Source organism: Microbispora sp. NPDC049125 (genome assembly GCF_040802045.1).
Taxonomy (GTDB): Bacteria; Actinomycetota; Actinomycetes; order Streptosporangiales; family Streptosporangiaceae; genus Microbispora.
This window is the reverse complement of the sequence record NZ_JBEZDW010000003.1, coordinates 57,051-76,217: the sequence shown is the minus strand read 5'-3', so window position 1 is coordinate 76,217 and position 19,167 is coordinate 57,051. Positions and strand designations below refer to the sequence as shown.

Here is a 19,167-nt window from a genome sequence, read left to right as displayed (position 1 = left end):
GGGGCGATTGACCCGCGCTTGCACCCGCCAGCGCCGATCATTAGAGGTCGTCGGGGTCGCAGGCGACGCCGTCGTGGTCCTTGTCCTGATACCAGGCGTACTCCTTGTGCCGGCCCTTCGTGTACGGACCGTAGCCGTTGTCCGTGGCGTCCTTGCACGTGGCGAACCGCCGCGTCCCGCCCTCCAGCCAGCCGGTGGACCCGGCGGGGTGGGTGGCTCCCTGCCGGCCTCCGGTGGCGCTCAAGGCACCCGGCTGCGTGACTCCGGGCGGCGTCGCCCCCGGCTGGGTCGCGCCCGGCTTCGTCCCACCGGGCTGGGTGGCCCCGGGCTGAGTCGCTCCCGGCTGAGGCGCACCGGGCTGCGTGGCTCCAGGCTGCGTGGCTCCGGGCTGGGTGGCTCCAGGCTGCGTGGCTCCGGGCTGGGTGGCTCCCGGCTGACTCGCGCCCGAGCCGGAGGGGCCGCCGGACGGGACGGGGGGTGTGGCGGGCGGCGGGGAGGCGGAGCCGATCAGCAGCGTCATCAGGGAGTCTGCCTGCGCCTTGGTGAACCCGGCGATGCTGAGACTGTCCTGGGTGATCTCCTGGGCCACGCGGGGCGCGGCCACCACCTTCTCCCCCACCACGAGGGCGAGCTGCTGCTTGACGGTCTCGCGGGTGAGCTGCGCGATCTCGTCCCGGTCCGAGGGGGACAGCACGACGCGGAGCGAGTAGTCCCCGCCGCTCTCCGGCAGCTCCTCCAGCTTCTGCACCGTCTTCACGGTGACACCGGGGTCGAGCTGGTAGCAGCTCGTCCCCTTGTCGTCCGGAACCGCGTCGGTGCCGTCACAGGGCGCGGGCCGGATCCCCGTCACCGGGGCGAAGTGGATCGGCGTCAACAACGGGCGCACCGACGTGCGCGACAACGGCGGCGCGTCGGGATTGCGGGTCATGAGAACCGCCACGGCGCCGAGGACGCCGGACATCACCACGACCAGGGCCAGGGCGGCGACCAGCGCGATCGTCGTCCCGCGCGCGGCCTGCGGCGCCCCGGGCGCCCCCGCGGGGTCTGCGGGGGTCCCGTCCGGCCCGTCAGGGCTCGCCGGGTCCACCGGCGGCGCGCCGGCTCCGGCCGCCTCCGGGCGTCCTGCCTCGTGGAGCGATGCGCCGGGCTCCCGGTCCCCCGGCACGGGCCCGTCCAGCATGTCCACCTCGATCCCTGCCATCGATCAGTGAGCCTAGCGAGCTACGCCAGCCGGGGGTAATCAGCACGCCATGTGACGGCCGCCACTCCGCGGCCTTGTCAATTTGTCACGTATGACAGCCAAATGCTTGGCCGTTGCTCGATGGCGGGAGGCGGCCGGGGCGCGGAGAGTGAAGGAATGAAGGTCGGAGTTCCCCGAGAGATCAAGACTCACGAGTACCGTGTCGCGATCACGCCGGCCGGGGTCAACGAGTTCGTGCGGAAGGGCCACAAGGTCTTCGTCGAGAAGGGGGCGGGGGTCGGCTCCTCCATCCCGGACGATGACTTCGCCGCCGCCGGGGCCGTCGTCCTCGGCTCCGCGGAGGAGGTGTGGGCTGAGGGCGACCTGCTGCTGAAGGTCAAGGAGCCGGTCGCCGCCGAGTACCCCCGGATGCGCAAGGGCCAGGTGCTGTTCACCTACCTCCACCTGGCGGCGTCCGAGGCGTGCACCCGGGCCATGCTCGACTCGGGTGTGACGGGCATCGCGTACGAGACCGTGCAGAAGGCGGATCGGACGCTGCCGCTGCTGGCGCCCATGTCCGAGGTGGCGGGCCGGCTCGCCCCCCAGGTGGGGGCCTACCACCTGATGCGGCAGGGCGGGGGGCGCGGGGTCCTGATGGGCGGCGTTCCCGGCGTCTACCCGGCGAAGGTGGTGGTCGTCGGCGCGGGCGTGTCCGGCATGAATGCCGCCTCGATCGCCGTGGGCATGCAGGCGCAGGTGCTGCTGCTGGATCGCGACGTCGACCGCCTCCGCCAGGCCGACCTGCTCTACCAGGGGCGGTGCCAGACAGTGGCGTCCAACGCGTACGAGATCGAGCGGGCCGTGCTCGACGCCGACCTGGTGATCGGCGCGGTGCTGGTGCCCGGCGCCAAGGCCCCCACGCTGGTGAGCAACGCGCTGGTCGCCCGGATGAAGACGGGCTCGGTGCTCGTCGACATCTCGATCGACCAAGGCGGCTGCTTCGAGGACTCCCGGCCGACCACCCACGCCGACCCCGTCTACCGGGTGCACGGCTCGGTCTTCTACTGCGTCGCCAACATGCCGGGCGCGGTGCCCCACACCTCGACGTACGCGCTGACCAACGTGACCTTGCCGTACGCGCTGGCGATCGCCGGCCTGGGCTGGCGCGAGGCCCTCACAGCGGACCCCGCGCTCGCCCGTGGGCTCAGCACCCACGAGGGCCACCTGACCAGCCGCCCGGTGGCCGAGGCGCACGGCCTGGAGGCGGTGCCGGTCGACCGGATCCTGGTCCCCCTGAGCGGCCCGGCCGGGTGACCGGGAGGCTCAGGAGGCGGCGGGTGAGGCGCTCGGCATGGCCTCGGGGCTCGGCGTCCCCTGCCCCTCGGGCGGCGGCAGGGGCTTCTGGTCGGCGGTGGTGCCGACGCCGCCGCTGCAGGACGCGCCGAGCTCGGGGGTGTACGTCGCGTTCTGCTTGTACTTCTTGATGAAGGCGGGCAGACGGGGGTCGTCGGCGCCGTCGAGCGTCAGCTGATGGTCCCAGGAGCTGGCCACGACCTTCGCGGGCAGGTTCGGGTACGGGCTGAGCAGCATGTACTCGGCGGAGGCGAGGGTCTTGAGCTTGTCGACGTCGGCCTTGGGCAGGTCGGGGCGGTAGGTGATCCACACCGCGCCGTGCTCCAGCGAGTGGACGCCGTGCTCGTTGTGGATGGGCTTGTCGTAGATGCCGCAGTTCTGCCAGTAGAAGTTGTGCTGGCCGCCCACGGGCGGGGTCTCCTTGTAGGTGATCGGGTCCCAGCTGTGGTCGGAGCCCTTGTACGTGTAGGACTTGACGGCGTCCAGCGACTTGGTGGACCGATCCTTCACGACGTAGACGATCGCGAGCCCGGCGAGCACGACGATGACGAGGCCGCCGATCCCCCACATCAGGAGCGCGGTGCGCCGCTCCTTGCGCTTCTGCTCGGCACGCATGCGGGCGAGGTGCTCACGCCTCGCCTGCGCCTTCTCCTTCGTCATCCATCCTCCATCGGCCGCTCACTGACACCCCCGCTGCGGTATGGAGGATAGTGCGTGTAGATGCCGCTTTGGCGCAGCCTTGTGACGGCGGAGGGGTAGCCTGTGGTGCGATGACGACCGACACCGGCCTCCCCACCGACATCCCGGCGCGTCCCCGGAGGGCTCTGCCCGTCCTGGGGCTGGTCGCCGTCGCGGTCGCGGTGGCCGTGGTGCTGCTGTTCTTCGGCAGGTCAGGAACCCCGGGCGACACCTCGCCGGAGGCGGGCTTCGCCCGGGACATGGCCGTGCACCACGCCCAGGCCGTCGAGATGTCGTTCTTCGTGCGCGACGGCAGCGCGGACGGGCCGATCCGCACCCTGGCCTACGACATCATCACGACGCAGGGCACGCAGCGTGGAATTTTCATGGGCTGGCTGCAGGAGTGGGGCCTCGACCAGGCGTCGAGCCAGCCGCCGATGGCATGGATGTCGGGCCACGGCCACGGCGGGATGCCGTCGGCCGCCGCCCCCGCGGGGCCGATGCCGGGCATGGCCTCCGAGGAGGAGATGGCCCGGCTCAAGGCCGCCAGGGGCCGGGACGCGGAGATCCTCTTCCTGCAGCTCATGATCCGCCATCACGAGGGCGGCGTGGAGATGGCGCGGGGCCTGCTGAACCTCTCGGACCGGCAGGAGGTGCGCGAGATGGCCCAGCACATCGTGGACGGCCAGACGGCGGAGATCCGCCTGATGAAGGGCCTGCTGACGGACCGGGGCGCGCAGCCCCTCCCCTCGATCCTCGCCGCCCCCACCGGCTGACCGGCGGGGGCGGACGGAGACGGATCAGGTGGCGCGCATCTCCTCGGCGAGGGCGCGGGCGAAGGCGTCCACGTCCTCCTCGGTCGTGTCGAAGGCGCACATCCACCGCACCTCGACCCGGCCGCCGCCCACCTGCTCGTCCCAGTTGTAGAAGCGGAACCGCTTGCGCAGCCGGTCGGCGGCGTCGGCCGGCAGGACGGCGAAGACCGCGTTCGCCTCCACGGCGCGGGGCAGGGTCACGCCGGGCACGTCCCGCACGGCGTCGGCGAGGCGCCTGGCCATCGCGTTGGCCCGGCGGGCGTTGCGCAGCCACAGGTCACCGCCGAGCAGCGCCTCGAACTGCACCGACACGAACCGCATCTTCGAGGCGAGTTGCATGCTCGTCTTGCGCAGGTACGGCAGGCCGCGCGAGGCATCGGGGTTCAGCACGACGACGGCCTCCCCCAGCATGAGCCCGATCTTCGTGCCGCCGAACGACAGGACGTCCACCCCCGCGTCCGTCGTGAGCGCGCGCAGGGGCACGTCAAGGGCGGCGGCCGCGTTCGTGATCCGGGAGCCGTCGAGGTGCACGAGCATTCCCAGGCCGTGGGCGTGGTCGCAGACGGCCTTGATCTCGGCCGGGGTGTAGAGCGTGCCGAGCTCGGTCGCGTTGGAGATCGACACCACCCGCGGCTGGGCCCGGTGGACGTCGCCGAAGCCCCACGCCTGCCGGTCGACCAGGTCGGGGGTGAGCTTGCCGTCCGGGGCGGGCACCGGCAGCAGCTTCAGGCCGCCCGTCACCTCGGGGGCGCCGCCCTCGTCGGTGTTGATGTGCGCGGTCGCCGGGCAGACCACCGCCTCCCAGGGGGCGCACATCGAGCGCAGCGACACCACGTTGGCGGCCGTGCCGTTGAACACGGGGATCGTCTCGGCCTGGTCGCCGAAGTGCCGCCGGAAGATCCCCTGCAGCGCCTCGGTGTAGACGTCGTCGCCGTAGGAGACCTGGTGGCCGCCGTTGGCGAGCGCGATCGCCTCCAGCACCTCCGGGTGGATCCCCGCGTAGTTGTCGCTGGCGAACGTCTTGGTCTCCGGGTCGTGCCGCCGCACTGCGTCCGTTGCCACGAAATGTCTCTCCCTATGTCCGATGGGGCCCGTACGGCCGGGTGGGCCCTTTCAGGGCGTGAGGTCGATCCGCCGCCCGTTGACGGCCCCCGGCTCCTCGTTCCACAGATCCGCGACCGCCGCCGCCAGATCCTTCACATCGGTGAAGGTCCTGTACGGCTTGTCCGGATTCGCGGCCCGCATCCCATCGTGCACCAGCGCGGTGACCACCAGGACCACCGCGGCGGACGCCGTTCCCTTCAGGGCGTCGGCGAGCGACAGCGTCCACGCCTCGGCGGCGGCCTTGGCGGCGGCGTACGCCGCGTTGCCCTGGGTCGGCGCCTGAGCCGCCTTCGCCGAGACGATCACGAAGCGGCCGCCCTCACTGGCCCGCAGCAGCGGCTCGAACGCCAGCGACACGTTCTGCAGGGTGCGGATCAGCAGGTCGTGCAGGACGTCCCAGTCCTCCAGTGAGGTCTCGGCGAACGTCTTGGACCCGCGCCAGCCGCCGACCAGGTGGACGACGCCGTCGACCCGCCCGTGCTCGGCCTCGATCCGCCCGGCCAGGTCCCGTACGGCGTCCGCGTCGAGCAGGTCGACGCTCAGACACCCCTCGGCGCCGGACCTGTCCACGCCGATGACGGTGTCGCCGAGCTCGGCGAACCGCCGTACGACGGCACGGCCGGCCGGGCCGCCCGCCCCGGTGACCAGGATCACTCTGCTCATCGCGCGACTCTCCTCGAGGTTCAGGCCCGGATGCCCTTGGTCGACTCCACCACGTCGGCGAGCTTACGGCGCAGCGCCTCGTAGAACATGCTCAGGGGGAACTCGTCGGGCAGGACGGCGTCCACCATGGCCTTCTGCTCGGAGGGCAGCGCCTCCACGCCCCGCGCCCACACCGACGCCGGGTGCGGCTCGACGTAGGCCGCCACCAGGCGGTGGGCGGCGAGCCAGTGGGCGATCTTCGACCGGTCGATCCCGTCGCGGTAGAGCCGCTCGACCTCCTCGCGCAGCGCGCCGACGCCGTCGGCGACCCCCGCCCAGTCGATCGTGAGCCTGTTGTCGGTCCACCGCACGAGGCCCTTGCGGTGCAGGTAGGCGAACAGCAGCTGGCCGCCGAGCCCGTCGTAGTTGCGCACGCGCTCCCCGGTGATCGGGAAGCGGAACAGCCGGTCGAACAGGATCGCGTACTGCACGTACCGCGCGTGCGGGACGCCGGCCACCTCCAGCTTCACGGCCTCGCCGAAAGCGGTCAGGTCGCAGCGCAGCTCCTCCAGGCTGTAGAGCCAGTACGGCATGCGCTGCTTGATCATGAAGGGGTCGAACGGCAGGTCGCCGTGGCTGTGGGTCCGGTCGTGGACGAGGTCCCACAGGACGAAGGTGTCCTGGGCCAGCTCCTGCGACGCGAGCAGCCGGGCCGCGTCCGGCGGGAGGGCCAGCTTGAGCGTGGCGGCGGCGGCCTCGCTGACCGCGCGGAACCGGGCGGCCTCCCGGTCGCAGAAGATGCCGCCCCAGGTGAACTTCGGCGGCGCCTGCCGTACGGCCACGGTCTCGGGGAACAGCACGGCCGAGTTCGTGTCGTAGCCGGAGGTGAAGTCCTCGAAGGCGATCGGCACGAACATCGGGTTGTCGTAGCCGCCGCGCTCCAGCTCGGCGACCCAGTCGGGCCACACCACCCGGATCCACACGGCCTCGATGTTGCGGTCGCGGTTGCCGTTCTGGGTGTACATCGGGAAGACGACGAGGTGCTCCAGCCCGTCCACCCGCTGGGCGTCGGGGTGGAAGGCGTTCAGCGAGCCGAGGAAGTCGGGCACGCCCAGCCCGTCCGCCACCCACGCGCGGAGGTCGGCCACGACGGCGTCGAGGTAGGCCCGGTCGTGGGGGAAGTGCGGCGCCAGCCGCGCCACCTGGCAGACGACGTCGGAGATCAGCGCCACGGCACGGTCGCGGTCGCCGGAGATGGATCCGTCGGCGGCCTGCAGCGTCCGCAGCCCCTCGACGGCCTCCTTGAGGGCGGCGAACCCGGCCGCGACCTCGGGCCGCGGCGAGGCGGCGCGGGATCGGCCCTCGGGCACCCGGGCGGCCCATGTGACGAGCCCGGCCCACAGCCGGGCGTGGTCGTAGTCGCCGATCGAGTCGTCGCCGAAGAGGTCGGAGTCGGCCAGGACCACGACGCGGCCGCGGCCGTGCCGCACGGCCGCGGCGAGCGGGCGACCGGCGGGGTCGGCCGTCGCCGAGGTCTCCAGCAGCACCGTGGCGTCCGGCGGCACCGTGAGCGTGCCCGCCCGGTAGAAGCAGGCCTGCCGCACCTCGGCGAGCAGGTCCTGCAGCACACCCGAGGAGGCGTCGGCGACCTGCGCGGACGACGGTGCCGACGACGGTGCCGACGACGGGCCGGCGAGGACCCAGGTGGCCACCTTGTTGTGGCAGTTCGCCGGGTCCTGCACGGTGACGTGCTCGACGGCCACGCCGAACCTGGCGAGCAGGTCGCCGAGGTTGCTGCCGTACTTGTCCTGCTCGCACTCGGCGAGCACGACCAGCCCGCCGCCTTCGGCGACGTACGCCTCGACGGTGTCGAGCTCCTCAGGGGTGAACAGAGGGCTGCCGACGCCGGTGGTGCGCTCCCAGCGCGCGGCCGACGGGTGCGCGATCACGAGGACGTCGCGGGCGTCGAGCAGGCCGGGAGTGATGGGCCCCTCGGTGTGCGCGGACACCGTGTGACCGAGACGACGAAGGACACCGGCCGCCTCCGCGTAGCTGCTGTCGTCGGGGTGTGCGGGGTTGATGGTCTCGGCGACGTCGCGCCGGATGGTCCACGCCTCGCTGTGCGCCTCGTCGAACAGAACCGACGGGAAGGCTGCCATGTAAGATCTCCCGTTCTATATGCTTTCTGACGGAAAATATACAGGACCTAGACGCTTTCACGATAAGTAGCCCCAGCGGGTGAGACGACATCACCTCAGCGGCGGACGAGCCCCCGGATGTCCGTCACCTACGGTCCCCGGCTGTAGGAGACAGACCCTGAAGGGGAAAGATCGATGTTCAAGCTGTCCGACTCGGTGGCCTTCCGGCGCACCGTCACCGGAGTCCTGCTGTTCCTCGCGCCGCTGCTGCAGTTCGTCGCGCTCCTCGTCGACCCCGGCACCTGGGGCGACGACCGTGAGATCCTCAGCTACGGCGACAACCCGGCCCTGGCCCAGCTGGAGTCGGCGCTCTACCACTGGAGCTGGATACTCGTCCCGGTCGCGGCCGTCGGCCTGCTGCACCTGGTCCGCAAGAAGGCCGTCATCCTCGGGCACATCGCCGGGGGCATGACGATCATCGGCTACATCAGCGTCTCGGCGCTGCTGCTCATGGACCCCGTGGAGTGGTGGTTCGGGCAGCACTACCCGGTCGAGCAGGGCCAGAAGATGTTCGACGAGGTGTTCAACCTGCCCGGCGTCATCTTCGGGTTCACCCTGCCGTGGATCTACTTCGGCATGATCGGGCTGCCACTGCTCCTGCTGGCCGTGTCGCGCACCGGCATCGTCCACTGGTGGGTGCCGGCCGTCGTCGCGGTGGGCTACCTGGGCGCGATCCCGGTGCCGTACAGCCCGCTGACGATCCCGTTCTGGGGCGCCCCCGTCATCGCCATGGGCTACCTCGGCCTCAAGGTGCTGCGGATGACGGACGTCCAGTGGGCGTCGTACTACCCGAGCGCCGACCCCGGCCGGACCACGCCCGACTCGTACGCGAACACGACCGCCTGAGCGCGGTCGCGCAGGTTCAGCTTCATGAGGACGCGGGCGACGTGGGTCTTGACCGTGGCCTCGCCGACGAAGAGCTCCTTGGCGATCTCGGCGTTGGTGAGGCCGCGAGCGAGCATCCGCAGCACCTCCAGCTCGCGCGGGGTGAGCTCGGCGAGCTGCGGCGGCCGGACCGGCTCGTGCCGGCCCGCGAAGGAGGCGATCACCCGGGTGGTGACGGCGGGGTCGAGCAGGCCGTCGCCGGCGGCGACCACCCGGATGGCCTCCACGAGCTGCTCGGGCGGCGACACCTTCAGCAGGAAGCCGCTGGTCCCCGCCCGCAGCGCGGCGTACAGGTTCTCGTCGGTGTCGAACGTGGTCAGCATGATGATCTTCGGCGGGTGCGGCGCGTCGAGGAGCTGCCGGGCCGCGGTCAGCCCGTCCATGCGCGGCATCGAGATGTCCATCAGCACGATGTCCGGCTGGACCCGGCGGGCCAGGGCGACCGCCTCCAGGCCGTCGGCGGCCTCGCCCACGACCTCCATCCCGGGCTCGCTCTCGACCACCATGCGCAGGCCGGCCCGGATCATCGCCTGGTCGTCGGCGAGGACGATGCGGGTCGTCAACTCGTGGCCTCGCTCATCGGCACTCCCTGGGAGATCGGCAGCGTCGCGCGGACGCGGAAGCCGCCCTCCGGCAGCGGCCCGGACTCCAGGGAACCGCCGAACAGCGCGGCCCGCTCCCGCATGCCGTTCAGCCCGTTGCCGGTGGACAGCGCCGGCCCGGCGCCCCCGCCATTGTCGGCGATCTCCAGTTCCAGGTGGTCACGGCGGTAGGCGATCCGGATGCGGACGTCGGCCTCCCCGGCGTACTTGACCGCGTTGGTGAGGGCCTCCTGCACGATGCGGTACGCCGACACGTCGAGACCGGGCGCGAGATGCACGGGCTCGCCCTCCGTCTCCAGCGTCACGCGCAGCCCCGAGGCCCCGACGGTGGAGATGAGGTTGGGCACCATGTCGAGACGGGGCTGGGGCAGCGCCTCGTCCTGGGGCATCCGCAGCGCGCCCAGCATGATCCGCAGCTCCTCGACCGCGTCGCGGCCCGCCCGCTCGATCCCGGCGAGGATTTCGGCCTCCTGGGAGGGGCCGCCCAGCGCCCCCGTCTTACGGCGCAGCAGCCCGGCCTGCATGACCATCATGCTCACGCTGTGGGCCACCACGTCGTGCAGCTCCCTGGCGATCCGGTTGCGCTCGGCGGCGATGGCCTCGGCGGCCCGGCGCTCCCGCTCCATCTCCAGCCGCGCCGCCCGTTCGGCCATCCGGTGGACCCGCAGCAGGTAAACGCGCAGGGCCAGGCCCGTGACGTACGCGGAGCCGAAAATCACGGTGAGGAAGATGACCTCGTCGAACGGCAGGAAGCGGTGGTCGACGGCCCCGGAGTCGAAGACGAGGATGCCCACCAGCGCCCAGGCCCCGCCCGGCTTCACCGGCAGGTGGGCGCCGATGGTGTGGAAGACGATGAGCAGCGCGGCGAGCTGCCACACCGGGCAGCCCGGGTTGCCCTGCCGGTGCCACGCGTACTGGGCGAGGATCATGAGGATGAACACCGCCACCGGGGCCGTGCGGCGGTACCAGACCAGAGCTCCGGTGACCAGCGCCTGCGCCACCCACCACAGCTCGGGCCCGGGCTCGCCGTAGGCCGGGGCCACGGTGAACGCCTCGAGGGTGCCCAGCCCGATGATCGCGAGACCGATCAGGAGGTCCACGCGTGGGACCGCGCGGAGGGGGGACAAGCGCATGACGCGCAGAGTAACCCGATCCCGCCATAAGGCGCATCAGAGGGCAGGAGCCGAGCCGGGTGTTTACGGCTCGGGCGCCGCGGCGCCTTCACCGGCGCGCCGAGGGTCGCGCGGGCGCGGGACGGGTGGTGCCGGAATCGCGGCCGTGGCGGAACTCGCCGCCGGGGAGAAGGGCAAGCCGGGTCTCGCAATCGGGTTGCAAGCGGTTGTCAAGCGCCCGCAAGATCAATGGCCTGTATCAAGTGGGTGTCGGTCACACCGCCAGACCTTGTACGGCACTGCCGGCGCTGCCACCCTTGGACTGTTCCGATCAGGAAAATAGGAGTAGAGATGCCCCGCCTGCACTCCTTATTCGCGGGGCTGGGCGCCCTTGGCGTGCTGGCTGTGCCCATGCTCCATCCCCATCCGAGCGGGTCCACCGACCGCGTCACCCCCGGCGCCGTCCGCGTGGAGTCCTCGTCGCACGTCTCCATCACGCTCCTCGACGACCGGAGCGTGATCCAGCAGGTGGTCCGCGAGTACGACACCGACCTGGCCGAGGGCAGCGGCTTCACGGTCACCCCCGACGGGGTGGTCGTCACCGCGACCCAGGTCGTCCAGGCCGGCGAGGACCCCCGCATCTACGCGGCCAACCGCATCTTCGCCGAGTACTTCAAGGTCAAGATCCCGGCCGACTTCGAGCGGCACTCGCTCAAGAGCGCCGACCTCGACCGCCGGCTCAAGGCGTGTTACCCGCCCCAGCAGTCCGACTCCACCTGCATCGCCAGCGTCACCACGAAGGTGACCGTCTTCCCCTACCTCGACCCGCCGCCGGCCGAGGGGCTGCCCGCGCAGATCCTCACCACGGGGACGTCCCCCGCGGCGCCCGCGGTGCTGAAGGTCACCAAGGGCGGCGAGAAGCAGACGCTGCCCACCGTGCCGCTCGGGACCGGCATCGGCAGCTCCGTCCAGTCGCTCGACGTGATGTCGCTGCCCGGACGGCCGTCGGCCAAGCTGCCCCCCAAGCTGGACACGGCCCACCTCGACCCGCCGGGAAGCCGGACGTTCAAGTCCACGGAGGACGAGAAGATCGCCACGGCCCTCAAGAACGGCGGGCCGGGCGCCGCCCTCATCGACGACGGCAGGAGCGAGGTCGTCGGGCTGCTCGCCGGGGGCGGCGGCGCGCCGGCGACGATCACGCCGGCGGACGACATCCGCACCGCGCTGGTCGCGGCGGGGGTGACCGCGAGGCGGGGCCCCGTGGACGTCGTGTACGAGAACGCGCTGGCGTCCTACCACAACAAGCTCTACACCACCGCGGTGCCGGTGCTCCAGCAGGTGCTCAACTTGCGCCCGGACCACGCGGTGGCGCTCGACCACCTGCGCGTCGCCCGGGCCAAGGCGGGCACCGCCGAGGACGCGGGCTCCCGGCCCAGGCCGAGCGCCGCGCCCGTCAAGAAGGCGTCGGCGATGTCACCGGTCCTGTGGACGACGGGCGGGCTCGTCGTGCTGGCGCTGGTGGCCGCGGTGACCGTTCCGCTGCTCCTGCGCCGCAGGCGCGCCCAGGCGGCCGGCGGAGCCCCGGGCGAGCCGGGAGGCGGCGTCCCTGACCGGGAGCCGGTGCCGGTGGCGTCCTGGCCGCCGCACGCCTCCACCCAGGTCTTCCCGGCGGGCGGGGAGACGTCCGACAGCTCGCACCCCTCCGCGGGCGGCCGGGTCGCCGACCCCTCACCGCCCGGAGGCCGGTCCTTCCCGGCCGACCTGTCACCGCCCGGAGGCCGGTCCTTCCCGGCCGACCCCTCACCGCCCGGGGGCCGGCCGTTCCCGGCCGATTCTTCGCCGCCGCGGGGGCAGGCACAGGTGAAGTTCTGCACGCAATGCGGCATGCGGCTGGGCCAGGGGCACCGCTTCTGCGGCTTCTGCGGCAACCCGGCGGACTCGTGACGAACCGGCGCGCCCTTCCCCTTCCAGCCGGCGGGGCGACGCCGGAGGGGGAGACGACATGACGGAGGGACCGGCGATGCCGCCGCTGCTCGGGCGGCGGCTCGGCGACTACACGATCGAGGCGGTGGTCGGGCGGGGCGGCATGGCCACCGTGTACCGGGCACGCGACCAGCGGCTGGGCCGGGCGGTGGCGCTGAAGGTCCTCGCCCCGCAGCTCGCCCACGACGACCGCTTCAGGGACAGGTTCGTCCGTGAGTCGCGGCTCGTCGCGAGCATCGACCACCCGAACATCATCCCGATCTACGAGGCCGGTGAACGCGACGAGCTGCTGTTCATCGCCATGCGCTACGTCGAGGGCAGCGACATGCGCAAGCTCATCCAGTCCGCCGGGCCGATGCCGGTCGGACGGGCCAACCCGCTGTTCGCGCAGATCGCGTCCGCGCTCGACGCCGCCCACGCCAACGGGCTGGTGCACCGCGACGTCAAGCCGGCCAACATCCTGGTGACCGAGGCGGACCACGTCTACCTGACCGACTTCGGGCTGACCAAGAGCTCGTCGGCCGAGGCCGGGCTGACCAGCCACGGGCACTTCATGGGCACCCCGCGCTACGTGGCCCCCGAGCAGATCCGCGGGCTGCAGGTGGACGGGCGCAGCGATCTGTACGCGTTCGCCTGCGTCGTCTACGAGGCGCTGGCCGGGCAGCCGCCGTTCCAGCGCGACACCGAGCTCGCCCTGCTCTACGCGCACGTCTCCCACGACCCGCCGCCGCTCACGCCGTACCGGCCGGACCTGCCGCACGCGGTCAACGCGGTGATGGCACGGGCCCTGGCCAAGACGCCGGTCGACCGGTTCATGACCTGCCAGGCGTTCGTCTCGGCCCTGCGCGACGCGATCAGCGGCGTCGTGGACGACCCCTCGGGATACCCGCAGGAGTACACCTTCCGATCCCCCGCGCCGCAGTCGTACCCGCCGGTGTCGCGGCCGCAGGTCTCCCGGCCGCCGGTGTCGCAGCCGCCGCTGTCCCATCCGTCCCAGACGGACGCCGGCTACTCCCACGGGTCCTACCATCACACGTCCTACCCCCCGGGGGCCGGTACGTCCACCGAGACCTCCGGGGCTTCCGTCGCCGGTGGGCCGCACACCGCCCCGGGCGCGGGGACGAGGCGCCGGTTCCCCTACGGGCCGGTGATCGGAGGCCTGGCGGTGCTGGTGTCGGTGGCGGTCGCGGCCACCCTCCTGCTCACCAGGGGCGGCGACACGGCCGCCACCTGGAAGACCTATCCGGGGACGACGGCGGCGCCGTTCAAGATGAACTACCTGGCGGCCTGGGGCGACGCGAAGACCAACAGCGACCAGTGGATGATCGCCTCGCCGGCGCGCGACGACTTCGAGGCGCTGTTCGCGGTGCCGGGCAACACCGACTGGTCGAAGGTCGATCCGATCATCAGCGGCCACCCGGAGCGGGCCACCGGGGTGTTCGCCCAGGTCAGCAACACGCTGAGCACGTCGGACTCGCCGGTGGACATCCAGCAGAGCCTGCAGTCCTCACTGCCGGGGAACGTGGGTTACGGCGGCGCCCCGCTGGCCGCGACGATCGGCGCGCGACCGGGGTTCAAGATCAGTGGTGTGCTCACCGATCCCCAGCAGACCACCAGCCTCAAGTTCACCACGTACCTCGTGCGCCAGGAGGCCGCCGGCTCCACCGTGCTGATCACGTTCTTCTGCCCGCCGGCGAAGTGCGACACGGAGAACATCCAGCACATGGTGGACTCCATCACGTTCACGTCCTGATCACCCGGCTGATCAGCCGGGCCGGCCTGTCGTGTGGCGCCGCCAGTCGAGGGCGCCGTCCAGGACGGCGCGGTGCGCGGCCCGCGCGATCCGCGCACCCCAGGGAGAGCGCGGGCCGCCGAACAGCTCGCGCGGCCCCTCCTCCCGTACGGCGACGCAGACGGCGTCCGACGCGGTGCCGGTGCAGGGGAAGCCCGCCTCCGCCAGCGCCTGGGCCTTCGCCTCGGTCACCGTCATCACCGCGTTGACCATCGCGGCGTCGCAGAACGCCACGGGCACGGCCACCACGATGTTGATCGTGCCAGGCTTCATGACGCCGGGATGGCTCGCACCGGCGAGCGGCGGGGCCGTGTCGGGGACGCCCTCGGGGGACGCGGCCCAGGTGGGCACCCCCAGGCCGACCGTGGCCACGGCCTCCACTCCCCCGTCCGCCGCGGTGACACGCCGCTCCACCAGCGCGGCCGTCAGCATGCCCACCCCCGGACCGGGCGGCCCCATCGACAGCAGGTGGTCCACCGGGTCCATCCGGGCGTAGCCGCTGCCGACCTGGGCGTTCAGCACCCACTCGCGGGGCCCGATCCCGCCGCCGAGGACGGCGGAGGAGATCATCCGCCAGCCGGGGCCGAACCGCCACAGCAGCGTCGCCATCCGCGCGCCGTCCTCCACCCGGTGGACGAGCGAGGGCGCCGGGAGGCCCGCGGAGGCCGTCACCGCTCCCCCGGGCGGACCAGGCGCACCAACGGCCGGCCGTCCGCGCCCGGCTCCACCCGCACCCGTGCGCCGAAGTGGCCGCCTACCAGCGGCTCGGTCAGCACCTCCGCCGGCGGCCCGGCCGCCACCGCCCGCCCCGCTGACAGCAGCACCAGCGAGTCGGCGTACTGCCCGGCCAGGCTGAGGTCGTGCAGCGTCGTCACGACCGTGAGCCCGTCGGCGATACGCAGGCGGTCGAGCAGCTCCAGCACCTGCTGCTGGTGACCGAGGTCCAGCGCCGTGGTGGGCTCGTCGAGCAGCAGCACCCTGGCCTGCTGCGCCAGCGCGCGGGCCAGCACCACCCGCTGGCGCTCCCCTCCCGACAGGTGGCCGAGCGGCCGCGACGCCAGGCCCGCCAGGTCGAGCCGCTCCAGCACCGACCTGGTGACCTCGCGGTCCCGTGCGTTCTCCCGGCCCAGATAGGCGATGTACGGCGTGCGGCCCAGCAGCGCGTAGTCGTACACCGTCATGTCCCCCGGCAGCGCGGGGCTCTGCGGCGCGTACGCCATCAGCCTGGCCCGCTGGCGGGGCCGCAGCTCACGCACGCGGACGCCGCCGACGAGCACTTCGCCCTCCCGCTCGACCAGCCCGGCCAGCGCCCGCAGCAGCGTCGACTTGCCCGCGCCGTTCGGCCCGATGACCGCGATCCACTCGCCGGCGCCGGCCGACAGGTGGACGCCGGTGAGGACCGGCCGCCCGCCGAGCGTCACGCCGAGGCCGCGCGCCTCGACCGCCGCCGCACTCACGTCTCCACCCGCTTCGTCATGCGCAGGACCGCGACGAAGAACGGCGCCCCGACGAACGCGGTGACCACCCCGATGGGCAGCTCCGCCGGGGCGAGCACCAGCCGGGCGACCAGGTCGGCCAGCACGAGGAAGGCCGCTCCGCCGAGGAACGACAGTGGCAGCACGACGCGGTACGACCAGCCGGCCAGCCGCCGCACCACGTGCGGGACCACGATGCCGACGAAGGCGATCAGCCCGCTGACGGCGACGGCCGACGCGGTGGCGAGCGACGCGGCGAGCAGCACGGTGAAGCGCACGCGCGCGGCCCGCAGGCCGAGGCTGACCGCCTCCTCGTCGCCCACCGACAGCACGTCCAGCAGCCGCCCGTGCAGGAGCATCACGACCGTGGAGACCGCGGCGTACGGCGCGATCATGGCGAGCCCCTCCCAGCCGCCCCCGCCGACGTCTCCCAGGATCCAGGAGTAGATCCGCTGGAGCTCCTCCACCTTGAGCTGCTGCACGAAGGTCTGGATGGCGGTGAGGAACGACGTGACCGCCACGCCGGCGAGCACGAGGGTGGCGGTGCCGCCGCCGCGCCCCGCCGTGTTGCCCAGGGCGTACGCGAGGAACACCCCGCCGACGGCGCCGGCGAAGGCGGCGACCGGGACGGCGGCGACCCCCGCGTTCCCGCCGAGGAACACCACGACCAGCGTCACGGTCAGGCCCGCGCCCGCCGCCGCCCCCAGCAGGTACGGATCGGCCAGCGGGTTGCGGAAGACCCCCTGGTAGCCGGCTCCGGCGATGGCGAGCAGGCCGCCGACGAGGGCCGCCAGCAGCACCCGCGGCACCCTCAGCTGGAAGATCAGCGCCAGGTCGGGCGGCGACAGCCCCGAGTCCGCCGACACGAACGGCAGCCTGTCTGCCAGCGCCAGCGCGACGGCGCGCGGCGACAGGCCCGCCGCCCCGGCCATCACGCCGAGGGTGAGGCTGATCGCCAGCACGGCCACCGCCACGGCGAGCGACCGGCCGCGCGACCGCACAGGTGCGGCGGTGCGGGAGGCGACCGGGGTGTCGGCGGCGTCCGGGCCCCCCGGGGTGGCCGGGCCGTCCAAAGACTCCGGGCCGTCCAGAGTGTCCGGGCCGTCCGGGGTGGCGGGGCGCTCGGGTGGCGGCGGCGTCACGGCACTCCGCCCGCGGATGTCACGGCGCGCCTCAGCCCGCGGCCTTCTGGACGGCGGCGCTCACGGCCTCGGCCAGGTCGACGACGCGCGGGCCCCATCGGGAGGCGACGTCGTCGTCCAGCTCGACCACGTGGCCGTCCTTGATCGCGGACAGTCCCGACCACCCCGGACGCCCGGCGAGCGCGGCGGCGTTCTGCCCGCAGCACTTGGTGTCCGCCAGGAAGATCAGATCCGGGTCGGCCTTCACGATGAACTCGGCCGACAGCTTCGGGTAGCCGCCCGCGGCTCCGGGCGCGGCGTCGGCGATGTTCTTCAGGCCGAACAGGCCGTAGATCTGGCCGATGAAGGTGCCCGACGTGGCCGCGTACGGCGTGGTGTCGAGCTCGTGGTAATACGTCAGCTCCTTGCCCTTGGGCGCGGCGGCGGCGAGCCGGTCGAGCTCCCCCTTGATGCCGTCGGCGACCTGACCGGCCTTGTCCGCGTTGCCCGTGGCGGCGCCGAGGTCCCTGATCTGGTCGTAGGTCTCGTCGAGCTTGGTGGCGGCGGGCTCCACGAGCACCGGCACCCCGACCTTGCCCAGCCCCTTGACGACCCCTTCCAGGTCGTTGGCGAGGACGACGAGGTCGGGCTTGGCCGCGACGATGGCCTCCACGTTGGGCTTGAAGCCCGACAACGAGGTCTTCGGCGCCTCGGCGGGATAGTCCGACTGGTCGTCGACGGCGGCCACCTGGCCGCCCGCGCCGATGGCGTACAGGATCTCGGTGGCCGTCGGGGACAGGGACACGATGCGCCCGGGCCTGCTCGTGAGGGTCACCGAGCCGTTCCCAGCCTGGACGGTGACGGGAAAGGCGCCCACCGCCGGGGCGGAGCCGGAGGCGACGGGAGTGGCGCTGGTGCCGGAGCCGGAGCCGGACGACTGGCCGCAGCCGGCCAGTCCGAGCGTGCCGAGCACCATGCCCGCGATGGCCGTGCGTACACGCCTCACGAATGTCCTCCAAGGGGGAAGCGGGGAGAGGAGGACGACCCGCGGGAAGCGACGGATCACCCTTTTCCTCGAGGGTTGACGGCGTCGGCGCGCAGTGCAGGCGACCTGGCTCGGCCCCCGGAGGCCCGGGGGAACCACAGTTGCGGGACAGCGCCGGGTTCTCACCGGACTTCGCTGCACGACGCGCGTCGGACAGAACGGTACCAACCACCGGCTCGCGCTCTCGCGGAGACCCGAGGTGGGGCCGGTCGGCGGCCGCGCGCCCTGCCGGCCGGCGAGCGTGGATCAGCCGGGTCGCCGGCCTCCGCCGCCGGCGGGAGGCTCAGCCGAGCTGGCGCTCCGCCTCTTCGATGATCTCCTGCAGGCGCAGGCCGTGACGGGCGTCGAGCGGATGGCCGCCGCCCTGCCGCACGGTCGCGGCGAACTGCCTGGCCACCTCGGGGAAGACGTCGTCGCCGAGATCGGAGCCGAGCAGCGTGGCGCTTCCCCCCGCCCCGTACACCTCGACCCGGGAGGGCGAGGGCTCGCCGCCCGCCGCCATGCTGAGCGACGCCTCGCTGACCGCGCCGCCCTCGTGTTCCAGCAGCAGTCCGACCCAGCCGAGCGGGTCGCCGTGTGCCCGGACGCCGGTCACCGGCCCGAGGGCGGCGTCGAGCAGGTCGATCATGTGCGGCCCCACGTCGAGCAGCGCGCCGCGCTCCAGCCGCCAGGGGGTGGAGAACGGCCCGCCGAGCAGGCCGCCCGAGATGTTCGCGGCGTACCCGCCGAACGGGCGCAGCTCCCTGGCCCTGTCGAGGAAGGCCGTGGTCGCGGGAGAGTAGCGGAAGGTGAAGACCATCTGGGAGGCGACCCCGGCCTCGCCGATCGCCCCGGCGAGCCGCCGCGCGCCGTCGAGGTCGGCCGCCAGCGGCTTCTCCAGCAGCAGCGCCTTGCCCGCCTTCGCGGCGAGGACGCCCAGCTCCGCCTGCACGGCGGGCGGCACACAGAAGGCCACCGCGTCGCAGACGTCGAACAGCTCCTCCAGCCGTTCGAACGACGGCGCGCCGTGAGGGTGCGCCAGGGCCCGCGCGGCCTCGGGCCTGCGGGCCCACACCCCCGCGAGCAGCGTGTCCGGGCCGGCGGCGAGGATCGGCGCATGCACCATCTCCGCCCACGGGCCGGCGCCCACCAGTCCCACGCGCAGCGGTTCCAACGGCGTCGCCATCAGCGCCCCCCTCCGCG

The 19,167-nt window shown here is 72.8% G+C and carries 17 protein-coding genes; 5 read left to right on the top strand and 12 right to left on the bottom strand.

Annotated features, from left to right (window positions below; genetic code table 11):
• Positions 1–40: 40 nt before the first annotated feature.
• The gene (locus tag AB0B72_RS04590) at positions 41–1,201 is read right to left on the bottom strand and encodes an excalibur calcium-binding domain-containing protein (protein WP_367736916.1); all 1,161 of its coding nucleotides are present in this window, start codon (positions 1,199–1,201) and stop codon (positions 41–43) included.
• A gap of 156 nt (positions 1,202–1,357) precedes the next feature.
• On the opposite strand from AB0B72_RS04590, the gene ald reads away from it, so the two are divergent.
• Positions 1,358–2,494, top strand: coding sequence for an alanine dehydrogenase (ald, locus tag AB0B72_RS04585; RefSeq protein WP_367736915.1), 1,137 nt, complete (start codon positions 1,358–1,360; stop codon positions 2,492–2,494).
• Between the two features lie 9 nt (positions 2,495–2,503).
• Here ald and AB0B72_RS04580 read toward each other — a convergent pair whose 3' ends face one another.
• Positions 2,504–3,193: a DUF3105 domain-containing protein gene (locus AB0B72_RS04580; protein ID WP_367736914.1), complete on the bottom strand. Its 690-nt coding sequence runs from the start codon at positions 3,191–3,193 to the stop codon at positions 2,504–2,506.
• A gap of 110 nt (positions 3,194–3,303) precedes the next feature.
• On the opposite strand from AB0B72_RS04580, the gene AB0B72_RS04575 reads away from it, so the two are divergent.
• Complete coding sequence (locus tag AB0B72_RS04575; protein ID WP_367736913.1) at positions 3,304–3,987, top strand: DUF305 domain-containing protein; 684 nt, start codon at positions 3,304–3,306, stop codon at positions 3,985–3,987.
• Between the two features lie 24 nt (positions 3,988–4,011).
• Here the strand turns inward: AB0B72_RS04575 and AB0B72_RS04570 are convergent, their stop codons facing one another.
• From AB0B72_RS04570 to AB0B72_RS04560, 3 genes are read right to left on the bottom strand one after another with little or no spacing between them, the layout of a single operon-like run.
• The gene (locus tag AB0B72_RS04570; RefSeq protein ID WP_367736912.1) at positions 4,012–5,088 is read right to left on the bottom strand and encodes a low specificity L-threonine aldolase; all 1,077 of its coding nucleotides are present in this window, start codon (positions 5,086–5,088) and stop codon (positions 4,012–4,014) included.
• 51 nt (positions 5,089–5,139) lie between these two features.
• The gene (locus AB0B72_RS04565) at positions 5,140–5,793 is read right to left on the bottom strand and encodes an SDR family NAD(P)-dependent oxidoreductase (RefSeq protein WP_367736911.1); all 654 of its coding nucleotides are present in this window, start codon (positions 5,791–5,793) and stop codon (positions 5,140–5,142) included.
• Between the two features lie 20 nt (positions 5,794–5,813).
• Positions 5,814–7,931, bottom strand: coding sequence for a DUF6421 family protein (locus AB0B72_RS04560; RefSeq protein WP_367736910.1), 2,118 nt, complete (start codon positions 7,929–7,931; stop codon positions 5,814–5,816).
• 174 nt (positions 7,932–8,105) lie between these two features.
• On the opposite strand from AB0B72_RS04560, the gene AB0B72_RS04555 reads away from it, so the two are divergent.
• Positions 8,106–8,816: a hypothetical protein gene (locus tag AB0B72_RS04555; protein ID WP_367736909.1), complete on the top strand. Its 711-nt coding sequence runs from the start codon at positions 8,106–8,108 to the stop codon at positions 8,814–8,816.
• Here AB0B72_RS04555 and AB0B72_RS04550 read toward each other — a convergent pair.
• Complete coding sequence (locus tag AB0B72_RS04550; protein ID WP_367736908.1) at positions 8,756–9,418, bottom strand: response regulator; 663 nt, start codon at positions 9,416–9,418, stop codon at positions 8,756–8,758. The genes AB0B72_RS04555 and AB0B72_RS04550 overlap by 61 nt on opposite strands.
• A complete protein-coding gene (locus AB0B72_RS04545) occupies positions 9,415–10,590 on the bottom strand; it encodes a sensor histidine kinase (RefSeq protein ID WP_367736907.1) in 1,176 nt (391 codons plus the stop codon). The genes AB0B72_RS04550 and AB0B72_RS04545 overlap by 4 nt, the downstream gene beginning before the upstream one ends.
• 330 nt (positions 10,591–10,920) lie before the next feature.
• Between AB0B72_RS04545 and AB0B72_RS04540 the strand changes: the two genes are divergently transcribed.
• Positions 10,921–12,513: a zinc ribbon domain-containing protein gene (locus AB0B72_RS04540; protein WP_367736906.1), complete on the top strand. Its 1,593-nt coding sequence runs from the start codon at positions 10,921–10,923 to the stop codon at positions 12,511–12,513.
• Between the two features lie 58 nt (positions 12,514–12,571).
• On the top strand, positions 12,572–14,305 hold the full coding sequence (locus tag AB0B72_RS04535) for a protein kinase (RefSeq protein WP_367736905.1): 1,734 nt from the start codon (positions 12,572–12,574) through the stop codon (positions 14,303–14,305).
• 12 nt (positions 14,306–14,317) lie between these two features.
• On the opposite strand, the gene AB0B72_RS04530 is transcribed toward AB0B72_RS04535, so the two are convergent.
• From AB0B72_RS04530 to AB0B72_RS04510, 5 genes are all read right to left on the bottom strand, one after another.
• Positions 14,318–14,953 carry an adenosylcobinamide amidohydrolase gene (locus AB0B72_RS04530; protein ID WP_367737171.1) on the bottom strand — a complete coding sequence of 212 codons (636 nt, stop codon included), beginning with the start codon at positions 14,951–14,953 and terminating at the stop codon, positions 14,318–14,320.
• Positions 14,954–15,012: 59 nt separating this feature from the next.
• A complete protein-coding gene (locus AB0B72_RS04525) occupies positions 15,013–15,801 on the bottom strand; it encodes an ABC transporter ATP-binding protein (protein WP_367736904.1) in 789 nt (262 codons plus the stop codon).
• The gene (locus AB0B72_RS04520; protein ID WP_367737170.1) at positions 15,798–16,793 is read right to left on the bottom strand and encodes a FecCD family ABC transporter permease; all 996 of its coding nucleotides are present in this window, start codon (positions 16,791–16,793) and stop codon (positions 15,798–15,800) included. Before AB0B72_RS04520 ends, AB0B72_RS04525 begins: the two co-directional genes overlap by 4 nt.
• Positions 16,794–16,992: 199 nt before the next feature.
• The gene (locus AB0B72_RS04515) at positions 16,993–17,946 is read right to left on the bottom strand and encodes an ABC transporter substrate-binding protein (RefSeq protein WP_367736903.1); all 954 of its coding nucleotides are present in this window, start codon (positions 17,944–17,946) and stop codon (positions 16,993–16,995) included.
• 322 nt (positions 17,947–18,268) lie between these two features.
• Positions 18,269–19,150 (bottom strand): Gfo/Idh/MocA family protein, encoded by an 882-nt coding sequence (locus AB0B72_RS04510; protein ID WP_367736902.1) that lies wholly within the window; start codon positions 19,148–19,150, stop codon positions 18,269–18,271.
• Positions 19,151–19,167: the final 17 nt, after the last annotated feature.